The sequence below is a fragment of the Streptosporangium carneum genome (genome assembly GCF_027922005.1).
Lineage (GTDB): Bacteria > Actinomycetota > Actinomycetes > Streptosporangiales > Streptosporangiaceae > Streptosporangium > Streptosporangium carneum.
In genome coordinates, this window is record NZ_BSEV01000009.1 from 297,249 (window position 1) to 312,401 (window position 15,153).

At 70.5% G+C, this 15,153-nt stretch carries 13 protein-coding genes and 1 pseudogene; 5 read left to right on the plus strand and 9 right to left on the minus strand.

Translation table 11 applies throughout. From position 1 onward, the window contains the following. Nucleotides 1-52: 52 nt before the first annotated feature. Together PKF00_RS21585 and PKF00_RS21590 are read right to left on the minus strand one after the other, a co-directional pair. Entirely contained in the window at nucleotides 53-1,084 is a 1,032-nt protein-coding gene (locus PKF00_RS21585; protein ID WP_271219394.1) for an SGNH/GDSL hydrolase family protein, read from the minus strand. Between the two features lie 349 nt (nucleotides 1,085-1,433). Next, nucleotides 1,434-2,789 carry a nucleotide disphospho-sugar-binding domain-containing protein gene (locus PKF00_RS21590; protein WP_271219395.1) on the minus strand — a complete coding sequence of 452 codons (1,356 nt, stop codon included), beginning with the start codon at nucleotides 2,787-2,789 and terminating at the stop codon, nucleotides 1,434-1,436. A 123-nt stretch (nucleotides 2,790-2,912) separates the two neighbouring features. Here PKF00_RS21590 and PKF00_RS21595 point away from each other — a divergent pair, with 123 nt between their 5' ends. The 3 genes and pseudogenes from PKF00_RS21595 to PKF00_RS21605 all read left to right on the plus strand — a co-directional run bounded on the left by PKF00_RS21595 (nucleotide 2,913) and on the right by PKF00_RS21605 (nucleotide 5,769). After that, nucleotides 2,913-3,899: an ATP-binding cassette domain-containing protein gene (locus tag PKF00_RS21595; protein WP_271219396.1), complete on the plus strand. Its 987-nt coding sequence runs from the start codon at nucleotides 2,913-2,915 to the stop codon at nucleotides 3,897-3,899. Nucleotides 3,900-3,919: 20 nt separating this feature from the next. After that, entirely contained in the window at nucleotides 3,920-4,723 is an 804-nt protein-coding gene (locus tag PKF00_RS21600; protein WP_271219397.1) for an ABC transporter permease, read from the plus strand. A gap of 526 nt (nucleotides 4,724-5,249) precedes the next feature. Beyond that, nucleotides 5,250-5,769 (plus strand): annotated as a pseudogene (locus PKF00_RS21605) (transposase family protein). 24 nt (nucleotides 5,770-5,793) lie between these two features. Here PKF00_RS21605 and PKF00_RS21610 read toward each other — a convergent pair. Next, nucleotides 5,794-6,420, minus strand: coding sequence for a hypothetical protein (locus PKF00_RS21610; RefSeq protein ID WP_271219398.1), 627 nt, complete (start codon nucleotides 6,418-6,420; stop codon nucleotides 5,794-5,796). A gap of 377 nt (nucleotides 6,421-6,797) precedes the next feature. On the opposite strand from PKF00_RS21610, the gene PKF00_RS21615 reads away from it, so the two are divergent. After that, the gene (locus tag PKF00_RS21615) at nucleotides 6,798-7,928 is read left to right on the plus strand and encodes a DUF6183 family protein (protein WP_271219399.1); all 1,131 of its coding nucleotides are present in this window, start codon (nucleotides 6,798-6,800) and stop codon (nucleotides 7,926-7,928) included. On the opposite strand, the gene PKF00_RS21620 is transcribed toward PKF00_RS21615, so the two are convergent. After that, a protein-coding gene (locus PKF00_RS21620) for an IS5 family transposase (RefSeq protein ID WP_425582186.1) occupies nucleotides 7,925-8,741 on the minus strand; the annotation gives its coding sequence in 2 pieces (ribosomal slippage) (nucleotides 7,925-8,275 and nucleotides 8,277-8,741; 816 coding nt in all). The two genes, PKF00_RS21615 and PKF00_RS21620, sit on opposite strands and share 4 nt — an antisense overlap. A gap of 363 nt (nucleotides 8,742-9,104) precedes the next feature. Then, nucleotides 9,105-9,479, minus strand: a complete 375-nt coding sequence (locus PKF00_RS21625; RefSeq protein ID WP_271219400.1) for a SchA/CurD-like domain-containing protein — start codon at nucleotides 9,477-9,479, stop codon at nucleotides 9,105-9,107. Between the two features lie 192 nt (nucleotides 9,480-9,671). On the opposite strand from PKF00_RS21625, the gene PKF00_RS21630 reads away from it, so the two are divergent. Then, nucleotides 9,672-11,273, plus strand: coding sequence for an FAD-dependent monooxygenase (locus PKF00_RS21630; RefSeq protein ID WP_271219401.1), 1,602 nt, complete (start codon nucleotides 9,672-9,674; stop codon nucleotides 11,271-11,273). A gap of 303 nt (nucleotides 11,274-11,576) precedes the next feature. On the opposite strand, the gene PKF00_RS21635 is transcribed toward PKF00_RS21630, so the two are convergent. The 4 genes from PKF00_RS21635 to PKF00_RS21650 form a co-directional block, all read right to left on the minus strand. After that, a complete protein-coding gene (locus PKF00_RS21635; RefSeq protein WP_271219402.1) occupies nucleotides 11,577-12,359 on the minus strand; it encodes an SDR family NAD(P)-dependent oxidoreductase in 783 nt (260 codons plus the stop codon). A gap of 26 nt (nucleotides 12,360-12,385) precedes the next feature. Then, nucleotides 12,386-13,087, minus strand: a complete 702-nt coding sequence (locus PKF00_RS21640) for an SDR family NAD(P)-dependent oxidoreductase (RefSeq protein WP_271219403.1) — start codon at nucleotides 13,085-13,087, stop codon at nucleotides 12,386-12,388. A 73-nt stretch (nucleotides 13,088-13,160) separates the two neighbouring features. Further along, complete coding sequence (locus tag PKF00_RS21645) at nucleotides 13,161-14,081, minus strand: cytochrome P450 (protein ID WP_425582187.1); 921 nt, start codon at nucleotides 14,079-14,081, stop codon at nucleotides 13,161-13,163. Between the two features lie 327 nt (nucleotides 14,082-14,408). Then, a complete protein-coding gene (locus PKF00_RS21650; RefSeq protein WP_271219405.1) occupies nucleotides 14,409-15,077 on the minus strand; it encodes a TenA family protein in 669 nt (222 codons plus the stop codon). Nucleotides 15,078-15,153 lie beyond the last annotated feature (76 nt).

Genomic DNA, 15,153 nt, shown 5'->3' on the forward strand with positions numbered 1-15,153 from the left:
TCTTTACGTCTTTCGCCGGGCTCTTCACGTCTTTCACCGGGGCTGACACGTCTCAGCGAGGGGCCGGCACGCTCTCCGCCGCCGAGGCCTCCTCGAGAGCCTGGTAGATCATCTGCGCGGCCTGCCGGTTTCCCTCGTCCGTGAAGTGCACGGTGTCGGCGAAGGAGTCGCCGACGAAGAGGTCGGCCGACAGGTTCACGAAGGACACCCCCAGGTCGGCGCAGCCTTTGGCCAGCAGGGCGGCGTAGGAGTCCCAGTTGTTCTCGATGGCGCTGTGCAGGATGCCGAAAACGGGGGCGTCGAAGTCGTAGCGCTCCTTTTCCTGCACGGTGAGCGCGCGCGTGCGGGAGCTCACGAACGGCTGGAGACAGAAGAGGATCCGGGTCCGGTCACCGGCGGCCCTGGACAGGAACGCCAGGTCGCGCAGTCGTCTGCGGGCGGCGGTCTCCATGCGGGGCAGGGTGTCCGCGATGGTCCACGGGGAGGGTTTCCCCTGCGGGCGCCTGCGGGAGTCGAGGTCGTCAAGTGGCCTGCCCGTCGCGAGCGTCGCGAGGTCGAACAGCGGCAGCCGCGTCAGCTCCGCGAACGTGCGCTCGTAGGACACGGCGCCGAACACGCTGTCCGGGGTCAGGGAGCCCACCAGGTTGACGAAGTCCGGCCCCCCGCCGATGATCACCACCGTGGACGCGGCGTGCAGGAACGGCAGCGCGGCCACCACCTCCTGAAGGGAGACCGCCGCGCAGAGACCCAGGTTGAGCTGCCGGGTTCCGGTGAGGAAAGCCAGGTGGGAGGCCGGGGTCGCGCTGTCCGAGCTCGCCGCGAGGCCGATCGCCACCGAGTTGCCGAGCACGATCCCTCCTCCGCCCGAGGAGAGCCAGGTGGCGCTGTCAACCGTGCCGAACGGCGAGTCGGAGAGGCGGAAGCCCTCGTCGTCGGTGTTGAGCACGGCTGAACGGTGCCCGGGGGCGAGGGTGAACCCCAGGAAGGGATGGGGGTAGAGGTCGAGGCCGTGCCTCTCGAGCAGCATCCCGCCGCGGTGCCGCTGGGCGAAGGATTCGTGTTCGAACTTAGGGGAGGAATTCATATAGTTTGCTCCCGTCTTGCCTCTCAAGGATGAAAAGTCCGTCTCCGCTGCCACGCCGGGTCCTGCCGGGTCCTGCCGGGTCCTGGCGGGGCCATGTGCGTCCTGCGTGTCCCGCCGAGGTTCCCTGCGGGGCGGACCCTCGCGGGGCCGCCCCCACGACGCCGGGCCATGCCGCTCGGCGCGGCGCCCGCGCCCGGCCGACAGACCCGGATCCGGCAGGACTCTCGGAGAGTCGCACCCGCAGGTTGAGAGCGGCTCGTGGACGGCTCGACAGCCGTGGCCCCGGCAGCCCTTCGCGGTCCTTCGCAGCTCTTCACAGCCCTTCGCGGTCCTTCGCGGTCCTTCGCGGTCATGACCGGACGGCGGCGCCCGTCGCGACGCGTTCGAGCTCGCGCCCGACCTCCTCGGGTGAGGGCTGGCCGTGCATCTCCCGCCGCAGCCGTTCCGCGGCGGTCCGGTAGCCGGGGACGGCCAGCAGTTCGGACAACCCGTCCCTGATCGTCTCCGGTGACGAGGCCGACGCCGGGAGCACGACGCCCGCGCCCGCCTCGGCGAGCCTGCCCGCGTGACGCACGTGGTCGGGCAGCCGCGGCAGGAGAAGCTGCGGCAGGCCGTGGGCCAGCGCGGTCAGCAGCGTGCCCGCGCCACCGTGGGCGACCACGAGGTCGCACGAGGGCAGCAGCAGGTGGAGCGGCGCGGACTCCACGACGTGCGCCCGGGGCGGCAGCGGGCCGAGCAGCTCCCGCTGACCCGGTGTGACCGCGACCACCACGTCCACCTCGAGGTCGCCGATCGCCCGTGCCACCTGACCGGCGAGGAACAGCCCGGGGTCCACGCGGCTCATGGTCGTGCCCCAGGTGACGCACACGCGCGGACGGCCCGAGGGGCGTGGGAGCTCCGGCGGCAGCGTGCCGGGGCCGTTGTGCGGGACGTACCGCATCGGCAGCCGCCGGGAGCCGACGGGCACCTGCAGCCCGGCGGGGCACGGGTCGACGGTGGCCACGCCGAACGGGTCGACGGCCCGCAGGCCCAGTCTCTCGCGCAGCGGGTCCAGCGCTGCCGGGAGGAACCGGCCGACGACGCTCATGAGGTCGGTGCCGTACAGGTGCCGTACGGCGGGAACGCCCAGCACGGCCGCCGCCAGCGGCCCGGCGAAGGCCGTGGGCTCGAACACGACGAGGTCCGCCCGCCATCTCCGGCCGAGCTCGACGAGATCGTCGACCATGGCGTCGGCCAGGGCGGTCAACAGCCCGAGGACGCGAGGCCCGCCTCCGCCCGGTCCTCCGGCAGGCGTTCCGCCCGGTCCTCCGGCAGGCGTTCCGCCCGGTCCTCCGTTCGCCCCGCCGCCAAGCGTTCCCCCAGGCTCGCCGCTCCGCCGTCGCCCGGGCGGAGGCGGTGCGACGTCCCCGGGCGGTGCGATGTCCCCGGGCGGTGCGATGTCCCCGGGCGGTGCGATGTCCCCGGGCGGTGCGATGTCCCCGGGCGGTGCGATGTCCCCGGGCAGTGCGATGTCCCTGAAGGTCGCGACCGCGTCCACGTCGCGGCCCACCGGCGCGGCGGGCAGGCCGGTGCGCAGGATCGTTTCCGTGAGTTCGGGCTGGCTCGCGACCAGCACGTCGTGTCCGCCGGCCCGGCACGCCCAGGCGAGGGGAACCATCGCATACAGATGTGACGGCCACGCCCAGGTGGTGAATAGTACGCGCATCCGCCCATGGCAGCACCTGGCGCTTGTGGCAGCCTCCAGCGCCGCTCAAGGCGGGGCGGACACAATTCAAGGCCGGGCGGACACAATGACGTCCGATGCCGCGACGACGTTCGAGGTGAAGCCATGGCGGAGCTCACGATCGAGGCGTGTGGACTGGTCAAACGTTTCGGCGGGAAGGCGGCTCTGGCCGGGCTCGATCTCACGGTCGAACCGGGACGGGTGGTCGCGGTCCTGGGGCCGAACGGGGCGGGGAAGACGACGTTCGTCAGGGCGGTGGCGACGCTGTTGCGCCTCGACGGCGGTGTGCTGCGGGTCGCGGGCCTCGACGTGCGGCGTCGGCCCGAGGCGGTCCGTCGCGCTATCGGGCTCGCGGGCCAGTTCGCCTCGGTCGAACCCGCCATGACCGGGCGGGAGAACCTGGAGATGGTGGCGCGGCTGTACGGCCAGCGGGCCCGCACCGCCCGCGCCGGCGCCGCCGACGTCCTCGAGCGCTTCGGCCTCACGGCGGACGCCGACCGGCTGGCACGGACCTATTCCGGAGGGATGCGCCGCAAACTGGACCTGGGCGCCAGCCTGGTGAGCAGGCCCCGCCTGCTGCTGCTGGACGAGCCGACGACCGGGCTCGACCCGCGCTCCCGCGTCGAACTGTGGGACGCGATCGACGGGCTCGTCGACCAGGGGACCGACGTGCTGCTCACCACCCAGTACCTGGACGAGGCGGAGCGCCTGGCCGGCCACGTCGTCATCGTCGACCGCGGACGCGCGGTGGCCTCCGGGCCTCCCGCCGAACTGAAACGGCGGGTCGGCGGCAGCGTGCTGGAGGTGCGCGCGCGGGACCGCGCCGACCTGGCGAGGATCGCCTCCGCCCTCGCCGGGCTCGGCCACGCGGAACCGCGGGTCGACGAGGCCACCCGTCGCGTCAGCGTGGGCACGGTCGAGGAGACGGCCGCGAGAGGCCTGGCCGCCGGACTGCGGGCCGTCGAGGACGCGGGGGCGGAACCGCTCGAGATCGGCGTGCGGCAGCCCACGCTCGAAGAGGTGTTCCTCGCGCTGACCGGAGGGGAGACGCCGGTCACGGCGGCGGGCGCGTCCACCGGGGTGACGCGGTGAGAACGGGACGGAAGGCGACCATGACCGCTGCCGGGGCCTCGCGCGGGGCCACCCTGCCGATCGCCACGATGCTCGTCGCCAGGCGAGCCGTGCTGACCTTCCTGCGGACGCCCCAGCTCGTCGTCCTCGGCACCGTGCAGCTCGTGGGCTTCCTGATGACCTTCCGCTACGTCTTCGGCGGCGCGTTCGACACCCGGGGAGGCCTGTCGTACGTCGACTTCGCCGTTCCCGGCTTCGTCGCCGCCGGGGTGCCCTTCACGCTCATCGGCACGGCCGTGGTGATGGCCGAGGACCTCCAGAGGGGGTTCGTCGACCGCCTGCGCTCGCTGCCGTTCCCGTCCGCGGCGGTGCTGGCCGGGCGGGTGCTCGCCGACGGCGTGGTGCTCGCGTGGAGTCTGGCGATCGCCACACTGACCGGGTTCGCCATCGGTTTCCGGCCGCACGGCTCGGTCCCGCAGGCGCTGGCGGCCTTCGGGCTGTGCCTGGTGTTCGGGCTCGCCTTCAGCTGGGTCTTCATCACACTCGGCCTGCTCGCCGGAAACGGCCAGGCGGCGCAGGGGATGGCGATGCTCGTCTTCCCGCTGACCTTCGGGTCGAGCGCGTACGTGCCCGTCGAGACCATGCCGGACTGGCTGCGCGCGTTCGCGGACAACCAGCCGGTCACGTGGATGGCCAACGCCGTACGGGCTCTCACCCTCGGCGACCACGCACGGCGTTTCCTCGGCCACGACGCCGCGTACTACGTCACGGGCTCTCTGGTGTGGGCCGTCGTCATCATGGTCGTGTTCTTCTGTCTGGCCGTGGCCCGGTTCCGGCGAGGCTGACGGCGAGGCTTCGGTGGGGTCTCTGGGCTGGTTTGGTTCTTTTGGTTCTTTTGGTTCTTTTGTTCGCGTGGAGGGGGGCGGGTGGTCCGGCCGGCCGTCTCAGCTGAGCTCTGGTGAGATCAGGCCTCCGGCCTGGCGGGCGTCGGTGGTTGCGGTCCTTTTATACGCCGGCCGGACCACCCGCCCCCCTCCACGCACGGCTGCCCCGCCGTACGACGCGCGGACCGTAGTCGCTTCCTTTCCGGCCGCCCATTCATCCCTGGGCGGCTGAAGCAATCCGCAGGGGTTTCATCCACGGTGGGCCTCCCGTTGCCCACCCCATGATTGTTGCCCAGAGCACTCCGAAATCCTTGGGCGGCCCTGCTCGCCTGAGGCGACGATCCTCGAACAAAGCGATATTTCTCAGACAGAGCGACATTCCTAAGAGGTCGCGCAGACAGGCGTGCTGGTGCTACCCCGGCAGTAAGACAGGCACAGGTCCTGGCGATCATGGAGTTGTGACGCTCTGTGACCACCGGGGAGACCTGTGCCTGTGCTTCCGTCATGGCTGACCGAACCACTCGGGGGCCGATTCGCCGCTCTGTTGTCCGAGCGGCCGACCTACGCGGCGACTCATCCGCTGGGCTGCCACCGCCCACGCATCACCGACCGGATCGTCTTCGACAAACCGTCACGACTCTCCGCTGCTCGCCCCGGCCCTGGACCGCCTGGACGACCTGGGACCGCTGCCCGACGACGTCACCGTGCACCTGGACGTCTGCTACGACTCCGACAAGACCCGCGCCCTCCTCGACGAACGCGGCCTGCACGGCCGCATCGCACACAAGGGCGAGAAGGCGCCCGTCCAGGCAAGCTGGAGGTGGCACGTCGAACGCACCCACGCCTGGCAGAACGCCTTCTGCCGGATCGCCCGCTGCTACGAGCGGCACGCCACCGTCGTCGACGCATTCTTCGACCTCGCCGACACGATCATCACCGTGCGCAGTCTGATCCGTCAGGCATGGACGACTCACCGCTGGGACGGACGCCCGAATCGCCGACCATGATCGCACCCCTACCCGTACAGTCTCCTACAGCCCCGGGTAGAAGCCCGGAGAGCCCAGCTGCTCGAACCAGCTCGGTGGCTCAGGCGCGGTGAACGCGTTGGTCATCGCGTCCAGCCAGGCAGCGAACGTGGGGAAGTCCGGGGTGGAGTTGGCCAGGTCCTCCCAGTCCCCGCCCTCAACGTAGCGTGCGTGCCCTTCCTGATCGTCGTAGTGGTGGTAGTAGACCGGATATTCGCCGTCTGCGTCCGGCTGGGTGACATCGAAGCACCAGACCGCCTCGTTGTCCGCGTCGGCGAGGGCGAAGCCGACCAGGTGGTTGGTGGACAGCCACCGGCCGTCGCCGCGGTCCACATGCTCGGGCATGTGCACGAGATCGGAGTTCAGCTCAACGATGGCATCGTCGCCGACGACGACGAACTCGATGTACCCGTTGGATGAGACGTCCCAGCGCTTACAGGCAAAGGTGTTGTGCTCGGCGAGGAAAGCCCGGTAGCCGGGCGGAGCCGTCCAGTCGACGGTTCCGAAATGGGGCTTCAGCCCTGTCTCGCGGTCGCGGACGGCTTCGGCGGAGGCGGGCTCCGACGCCGTGATGATGACCGTTCCGGCTTCGGCGGCGCGGTGAAGGATTGCCAGACTCTCGTGTATCGACATCGCGGTCCTTGATCGGGTGATCGTACGGCTACGTAGGCGTGGCCCGACAACTGTAGGTGCCTGATTGTGGCCGGTGAGAGCGATCGGCGGGATCCGTAGAGCTGCACAAGGCGATGACGTATTCAATTACGCAGCGTCACGTTCGAGAACCCCAGCGGCCCGAACCCGCCCGCCTGGCTCCCAGCCGCCCGCAACCGATACGCAAGATCGTTCACCTATTGGTGGAGGGGCCGGCCCGCGCGATGCTGGGAACGCCGACATGTTCGTCATCTCACGCGAGGGCCGCGACAGCGGCCCCGCCTCCGCTCCCCGGCCGGACGACGCCGGGCGGGGGACGGAGAACGGCCGGTTCCTCATCCGCCACCATGGGAGCCTTCATGATCATGACGCCGGAGGCCTTCGCGGTCTCGGACGAGTTCCGGCGCGGGCTGCGCACGCTGGCCCTGTCCCGCGACCCCCGCGACGTCAGGCCGCTGGCTGCGCTGGTGTCCGCCTACTACGCCGCGGACCGGCATCCCTACAAGATCCGTGATCTGGCCGCGTTGCTGGCCGTTCGGGAAAGGCCCTTCGATTCGAGGAACCCGCTGTACGACGAGTGGGAGCCGGTACTGGACAAGTTGATGCTCGAGGAGTGGGAGCCGGTGCTGGGCCTGCTGCCCCTCTTCGAGCGCGTACCCGCCAAGCCCGGCGTATGGGCGGAGCTGATCGCCTGCCTGACACAGGAACTGGTGTTGCTCGGTGCCGACCTGACTCGCGTACCGGCGGCGCTGCGCTGCGCGGCCGCCCTGCGAAAGCAGGGCCACCCCCTGGCCAGGCTGCCCCTGCGACTCTCCCGGGGGGAGGGAAACAGGCTGAACAGGCATTCGTGCTCCGTCCGCGGCTGGGAGCCCCACCATTCCCACTACTACCTCAGGGAGGAAACGGAGATCGAGAAGAAAACGACGTTCCCCCTCCCCGGATGGGATGCGCGCTCCTCGCGCGGGGGCTTTGGGCACGGCGAGCCCCGGCGCGTGAGCACTCCGGGGCAGGAGCGACTCATCGCCGCCGCGGTGGAGCACTGGGGCCCGCCGTACCTGGCGATGACCATCGAGCTTCCCCGGCGTTTCGAACCCGGGGAGATGAGGTCACCGGCCGTGAACGCGCTGCTGCCGGGCTGGTGCGGGAGGGAGATCAGGCTGAAGGGACATCCGGCCACCCTGAAGGAGGCGTTCGCCGAGCTGTTCTACAACGCCTGCTGCGATGTCCGCCATGTCCGAGGCTTCCGTGGCGGGTACGCCAGGATGAAGGCGTGGCAGTCGGTCGCGGGACTCGTCCGCGCCCCCGCCCAGGCGTCCGCGCACCGGATCGGCAGGATCGCCACCCGGTGGCGGTGGACGATGTTCACCCTCGTCGAACAGCGGCAGGACTACTCAAGGGATGGGATGATCTCGATCGGCGCGCTCAGCCCCGGAGGGGACAAGGTGAGCTTGCTGATCTCCCTCTCGAAGTGGGCCCATTGGAACCGCTAACGCAATGAGCTGAGGCGGCGCCGGCAGATCAAGGCGCAGCCGAGGCTGAGGAAGGCTTCGTGGATGTCGGCGCGCACCTCCCAGCGGATACGCAGTCGACGGAAGTGGTGCAACAAGGCAAAGGCCTGCTCGACGACCCAGCGGTGTTTGCCCAGGCCGGAGCCGTGCTCGGTGCCGCGTCGGGCGATCAGCGGGCGAATGCCCAAGCCGCGGACCTGCTTGCGGTACTTGTCGTGGTCGTAGCCGCGGTCGGCGAGGACGACATCGGGGCGCCGACGCGGCCGGCCGCGCTTGCCGCGCACCGGCGGGACGGCCTCCAGAAGCGACATCAGCTGGGTGACGTCGCCCGCGGTTGCCGCCAGTCACAATTGCCGCCAGCGGGATGCCGGTGGCGTCGCTGATCAGCTGGTGTTTGCTGCCGGATCGTCCCCGATCGACCGGCGACGGGCCGGTCTGCGCCCCCCTTTTTAGGGCTCTGACGTGGGAGGAGTCCACCGAAGCCCGGGAGAGGTCGATCGCTCCTGCCGCGCGCAGCCGGGCCAGGAGCACCTCGTGCAGGCGCTGCCAGACACCGGCCTTGTGCCACTCGTTCAGCCGCCGCCAGCACGTCATGCCCGAGCCGTACCCGAGTTCCTGCGGCAGGTGTTCCCAGGAGATCCCGGTGTGCAGCACGAACAGCACACCCTGCAGGGCCAGACGGTCATCCAGGCGCTTTCGCCCTGGCCAGCGGGCTCGCCGCTGATGTTTGGGCAGCAGGGGCTCGATGATCGCCCACAGCTCGTCGCCGACCTCCCACGGCTTCAGCCGCGCCAACCCGCTCACCTCTCCCGCTGTCGTTACAGCGAGAGATCAAACCACAACGGAGATCATTCTGTTAGGAGCTATAAGGCAGGACGATATTTCTCGACCTCTCGGGCAGAGTGACATTTCCAAGGCGGGATGATGCTTCTCGGGCAGGGCGATACTTCTCGGGGAGGCGACAAGGATTCCAGGGGGGCTCTGGGCAACGATCAGAGGGCGGGCAACAGGCGGCTCACCGAAGTCGGCGCCTCACGGGTGGGAAAGGCCTTTTCTAGTCGGGGTTTTTCCACCTCAGCCCTGAGCTCCTTTCTGCATGGGGGCTTCAGCTACGGCGATCGACCATGGACCGGACCCGGAACGGATTGCTTCAGCGCCTTAACCGGCGGACCTGGGGACGGACAGCTGGGTGACACAGCGCAGCATGCCGTTGTTGAACGTCCGGACGAAGCCCTCGACGGTGTCGGTGTCGCGGGGGGAGCGCAGGTACGGCTTGAGCCTGCGCTCCACCTCCTGGACGCCCGGCTGGGCCGCCATGTGCCGTGCCACGGCGTCCAGGTCGCCCTCGAACTCGATGAACCGCACCAGCAGGCTGTCCCTGACGAACACCGCGGTGGCCAGGATCCGCCCTGCCTGCCGGCCGTCCGCGTCCGGCACCACCGCCGACTTCGGCCGCTGGAAGTCGGAGAAGACCTCGGCGACCTCGTCCTCGTAACCGCTCTCTATGTCGTAGGTGATCGCTACGAACGGCATCGCGTCCTCCTTTGGCGTCCGCTGTCGTGCCGCAGGATGCACCGGAGCGCTGGGGGGCGGCTCGATCGGCGGTCGGCCGGGGCAGCCCCAGTGAGGCTCGAGTCGGCCGTGGCAGCCTCGCGTGGGGAAACCGGAGCTCAACGCCGGTGACCGGCCGGCGAACCGGGCGGGCACCGGAGAAGGAGGGGCGCAGTGGCGGCGTACGACGAAACCGTGCCGGTCCTCATCGTCGGCGGCGGATACGCGGGCCTCGCGTCCTCGCTCTTCCTGTCGCACCACGGTGTGCGTTCCGTGCTGGTCGACCGCCATCCGGACGTGTCGATCCAGGGCCGGGCACGCGGGATCAACCAGCGGACCATGGAGATCTACCGCCCGCTCGGCGTCGCGGCGCGCATCAGGGAGGCGGGCCGGCCCTTCGACGGGGAGGCGGGCGTGGTGCGCTGCCGGAGTCTGGCGGACGAGTGGCACTGGATCCTGGAGGACGACACGCGTGGTGCGCTGCCCGAGCTGACCGCCTGCGAGTTCGGCATGGCGGACCAGCGCAGCGTCGAGCCCGTCCTGATCGACGCCGCGCGCGCGAACGGCGCCGACATCCGCTTCGGCGTCCGGTGTGTCTCGGTCGAGGCGGACGCGGACGGTGTCACGGCGGTGACCGAGGACCGGGAGGGGCGGCGGCGCACCGTCCGCTCCGGCTATCTCGTCGCGGCCGACGGCTTCCGCGGCGCGATCAGGCGGCGGCTGGGCGTCGCCCGTCTCGGACCCGGGGTCACCCAGCACTGGGTGACCTTCGTCGTCGAGGCCGACCTCTCGGAGGTCGTGAGGAGACGGGCGCTGTTCTGGATCGTCGTCAACCCCGAGATCGGCCTCGGCTCGTTCCTCACCACGGCCGTCCCGAACCAGTGGGCGATCAGCGTCACCTACGACCCCGGGAAGGAGTCGGCGGCCGACTTCACCCCCGAGCGCTGCGCCAGGCTGGCGAGGGCGGTCGTCGGCAGGGACGTCGCGGTCGAGATCCTGGACGTCGCGAGCTGGGAGGAGGCGGTCGGCGTCGCCGAGCGCTTCCGCGAAGGCCGGGTCTTCCTCGTCGGGGACAGCGCGCACGTGTGGCCGCCCGCGGGGGCGATGGGGGCGAACGCGGCCGTGCAGGACGCCCACAACCTGGCCTGGAAGCTCGCGGGCGTGGTCGGGGGCTGGGCGGCCGACGGTCTGCTCGACTCCTACGAGGCGGAGCGCGGACCCGTCGCCAGGGCGCTGGCGGACATCACCGTACGGCGGCAGCGGGCCCGCTTCGGCGGCGGCCCGGACGAGGAGGACGTGGACGACGTGGACGACGTGCTGTGCACGCTCGGTCAGCGCTATCGGTCCGCGGCGGTTGCCGGCGCGGAGCACGAGACCGTCTACGGCGACAAACTGGAGCAGCGGGCCGTCGCGGGCGTCCGCGCGCCGCATCTCCGTCTGGAGGCGGAGGGCGCGCCGATCTCCGTGCACGACCTCTTCCACGACGCCTTCGTGCTGCTCACGGGGCCCGGCGGCGGCGCGTGGGCGGACGCGGCGGGCCGGGTCGCGGCCCGGACCGGGGTCCCGCTGCGGGCCTACCGCGTCGGCCCCGCCTCCTCCGGCGTCGAGCTGGTCGACGTCGACGGCGTCTGGGAGACCCGCTACGGCCTCGACGGTGACGGCGCGGCGCTCGTCCGCCCCGACGGTTACGTGGCCTGGAGGGCGGAGGCGGGGACCGGCGACCCCGCCGCCCTGCTCGACGGGGTGCTCGGCCGGATTCTCGGCACGGCGGGCTGACCCGGGTACGGCGGACCCTGCGGGCTCTCCGGCCCCCGCCCCTTCGGACGTGTCCCGCTCTTTCAGACGTCTCCCGCTCCTTCGGCCATGTCCGGTGTCTTCGGACGCCCTGGCTGGCCATGTCCGGTGTCTTCGGACGCCCTGGCCTTTTCGGCTCTGCTCACCGGGTACGGGGCGGCCCGGCGGCGTGGACGCGCGGCGGCCGGGCAGGTCAGGCGTCACCGCCTGGCCGACCCGGCCGTGGTCGTTCGCCCGTCGCCCGTCCACGCCGTCACGGGGACGCGCGGGACGTGGCGGGCACGTTCACTTCGGGCGGTTGTAGTGCGCGGGCGGGGCCATTCCCGCGTCGATCGTGTAGTCCGCGCCCGTCACGCTGCGCACCCTGCCGGACGCCAGCAGCACCACCAGGGCCGCCACCTCGTCGGGTTCGATCATCTTGCCGGTGGACAGTCCGGTTATCTTCGGCACCGCCGCGACGAACTCCTCGGGGGTGACCCCCGCCCGCCGCGCGATCTCCGGGTTGGTCCACAGCCGGGTCCGCACGGGGCCGGGGGAGATGGTGTTGACGCGGACTCCCTGCGAGCTGAACTCCGCCGAGAGCGCCTTGCCGATGTTGGCGAGCGCGGCCTTGGCCGCCGAGTAGTGGCCGAGCCGGGGGTCCACCATGCTCGCGTTCATCGACCCGATGTTGACGATCGCGCCGTCGCGTTCGATCAGGCTGGGCAGCGCCGCCCGGGTGGCCCGTATCGTGGTCATGACGTTCAGGTCGAACGTGTGCCGCCAGACGTCGTCGTCGATGTCGAGGAAACCGGCCGCCAGCTTCACGCCGCCGCCGACGTTGTTGACCAGGACGTCGATGCCGCCGAACTTGGCGAGGGCCTGCTCGATCAGCAGTCCGGGCCCCTCCTCGGTGAGGAGGTCGACCTCGAACGTGTGCGGTGTGGCCGCGAGCAGTTCCGGGGTGATCGTGCGCGCGCCGCCGAACACCTCGGCGCCCGCCGAGACGAGTGCCTGCACGCACGCCAGCCCGATTCCGGCGCCGGCTCCGGTCACCACGGCTTTCCTGCCGGAAAGGTCGAATTCCATGCCGTCTCCTGTTTCCTGGGGGCGAGTCAGCCTCGGCTGCGGTTCCCGGTGAGGAACCGTCCCGTGGGCCCGTCGGCCGGAAGGGTCGCCACGTCGGCGATGTACCGGGCCGCCTCTTCTGGGAGGGTCGTCTGGGTCGGCATCATCCTGGTGCGGACCCGTCCCGGGTTCACCGCGTTCACCAGCACTCCCGACCCCTCGGTCTGGGCGGCCAGCATCGCGGTGAGCCCGTTCAGCGCGCTCTTCGATATCGAGTAGCCGGGCGCGCCGGCGAACAGGGCGCCGCCGAACTCGGCGGTCGTGCCGCTGGAGACCAGCACCACCCGGCCCCATCCCCTGCGGACCATGGGCGGCACGAACGCCTGCGTCACCCGCCATGAGCCGAGCAGGTTCACCAGCAGTGTCCGCTCGACGAGTTCGAGGGGGACGGAGAGCGGATCCGTCCCCATGTCCAGCAGCACGCCCGCGTTGCAGACCAGCACGTCGACCGGGCCGATCTCCTCGCTCGACCGGATGACGCCGTCCGGGTCGGTGACGTCCAGCGCGTGCGAGCGCACGCCGGAGCCGATTTCCGCGGCCGCGGCGCGGGCCGCCTCGGCGTCCCGCCCGGTCACCACGACCCGCAGGTTCCTGCGGTGCAGTTCGGCGGCGACCGCGCGGCCGATGCCGCGGTTGGCTCCCGTGACGAGAGCGGTGCGCGGTTCGGCAGCCGTTTCCCCGTGGGTCATCCGCCCACCTCCACGTCGCCGCGGCGACGCCCGCCTCCCACGGGGGCGGGAGGGCGCCGGATCGGGTCGCGGTTCACCAGACGACCGGGATCTCGCTGAACCCCTCCATGAATCCGCCGAGCCCCCTGGGCAGGTCCTCGCCGGCGACCGCGAGGTCTATGTCCGGGAAGCGGCGCAGCAGGGTCTCGGTCGCGACCTGGAGTTCCATCCGGGCCAGCGCCGCGCCCACGCAGTAGTGGATGCCGGCGCCGAAGGTCATGTGGTGGTTCTCCTTGCGGCGGATGTCGAGCGTGAAGGGGTCGCTGAAGACGCTCTCGTCCATGTTGGCCGACTCCTCGGACAGCAGGACGCTGGACCCGCTTCTGATCACCGTGCCGTCGGACAGTTCGATGTCCGCCAACGCGTAGCGCAGCGTGCCGATCGAGGACCCCATGATCTGCGCCCGCAGCAGCTCCTCGACCGCCGAGGGGACCAGCGAGTAGTCGGCCCTGATCTCCTCGACCAGATCCTGCCGGTGCAGCAGGACGGCGGTTCCGGTGCCGATCTGGCTGGCGGTGGTGACGTAGCCCGCGATGAGCAGGCTCTGCGTCCAGAAGTGCAGCTCATGCTCGGACAGTCGGTTGTCGTCCTCGTCCCTGACCCTGATCAGATCGCTGATCAGGTCGTCGCTCGGGTTCGCCCGCTTGAACGCGATCAGCTCGACGAGGTAGCTCCACAGTCCCGTGCGGCATTCCTCGACCTTCTCCGGGGGCAGCTTGGTGACCGACAGGAAACCGTCCACCAGTCCGCGGAACCTGTTCCGGTCCTCGGGAGGGATGCCCAGCAGCCTGCAGATCACCAGGATCGGCAGCGGGAAGGCGAGCGCCTCGTTCAGGTCGGCGGGCCTGGGGCCCTTCGCCATCTCCTCGAGCAGCTCGTCGGTGACCGCCTGGGCGAACGGGCGCAGCAGTTCTATCCGGCGAGCGGTGAACGCCCTGGTGACCAGGCCGCGCATCCGCGTGTGGTCCGGTGGGTCGGCGTCGATCCGGGGGTCGACGAACAGCTCGTTGTCCGCGGATATCCTCGCGACTTCCGGCCTGGCGATGTTCTTGCTCAGTCGTTCGTCCGCGAACAGTCTTCTGACGTCCTTGTAGCGGGTCACCATCACCGCGGTGTCGCCGCTGGGCAGTCTGACCTCGACGAGGGCCTTCTCGCGCAGTCCCCGCAGTCCGGTGGGGACCTCCATCGGCGGCGTCCACTGAAAGGGATATGAAACTGGAGTTTCGGTGCTCATCTCGCTGGAGACCTTTCTCGTCGGCTGCTCGTCTTCGAGGTCCACGGGTCACACCGGCCACGGAGGCTGCAGGACGCAGCACTCCGCGAACGCCCATTCGTAACGGACGCCGATGGAGAACTGCTCGACGATCAGCTGACGCTGCCAGGTCGAGCACCTCTCGCCGGCTCGGTCGACCATGTCGAAGAACGCCTGGACCGCGTACCGGTACGACTCGCCCGGGTGGTAGACCTCGATCCACGGCAGGTAGCGCGAGCCGGGCGTCGCGTCGCGCTTGAGGCGGTCGGACACCTCCGCGTTGAACCACACCATGGGGAGCAGCGCGCCGACGCCGGAGTTGAAGGATCGCGCGCTGGCGGCCGCGAAGAACGACGCGTGCGCGTGGGTGGCGGGATCCACCGGACGCGGCTCGCCGAGCTTCGGCAGGCCCAACTCGTCCGCCAGGTCGGCGTAGGTCCGGCGCAACCTGTCCCTGGCCTCGAGCGTGCCGACGATCGACTGGCCGAGCAGGAGCGTGTCCTCGTCGTCGGGAGCGGTCGCCGCGCACCGGGCCAGCGCCCGGGCGTAGGCGGGGAGCAGGAAGGCGGTGTCCTGCTCGACGAAACAGGCGAGCGCCTCGCCCGGCAGCGAACCGTCCCGGAGACCTGACCAGAAGGGATGGTCCTGCACCTTTCGCAGCACCGGTTCCCCGACCGCCATGAGTTTCCTGTGCAGCATCGGCCTTCCTTCGTCACGGCGCGAACTCCGGTGGGACCGTACCGAGACCCGCTTGACGCCTTCTGGAGGCCGCCGC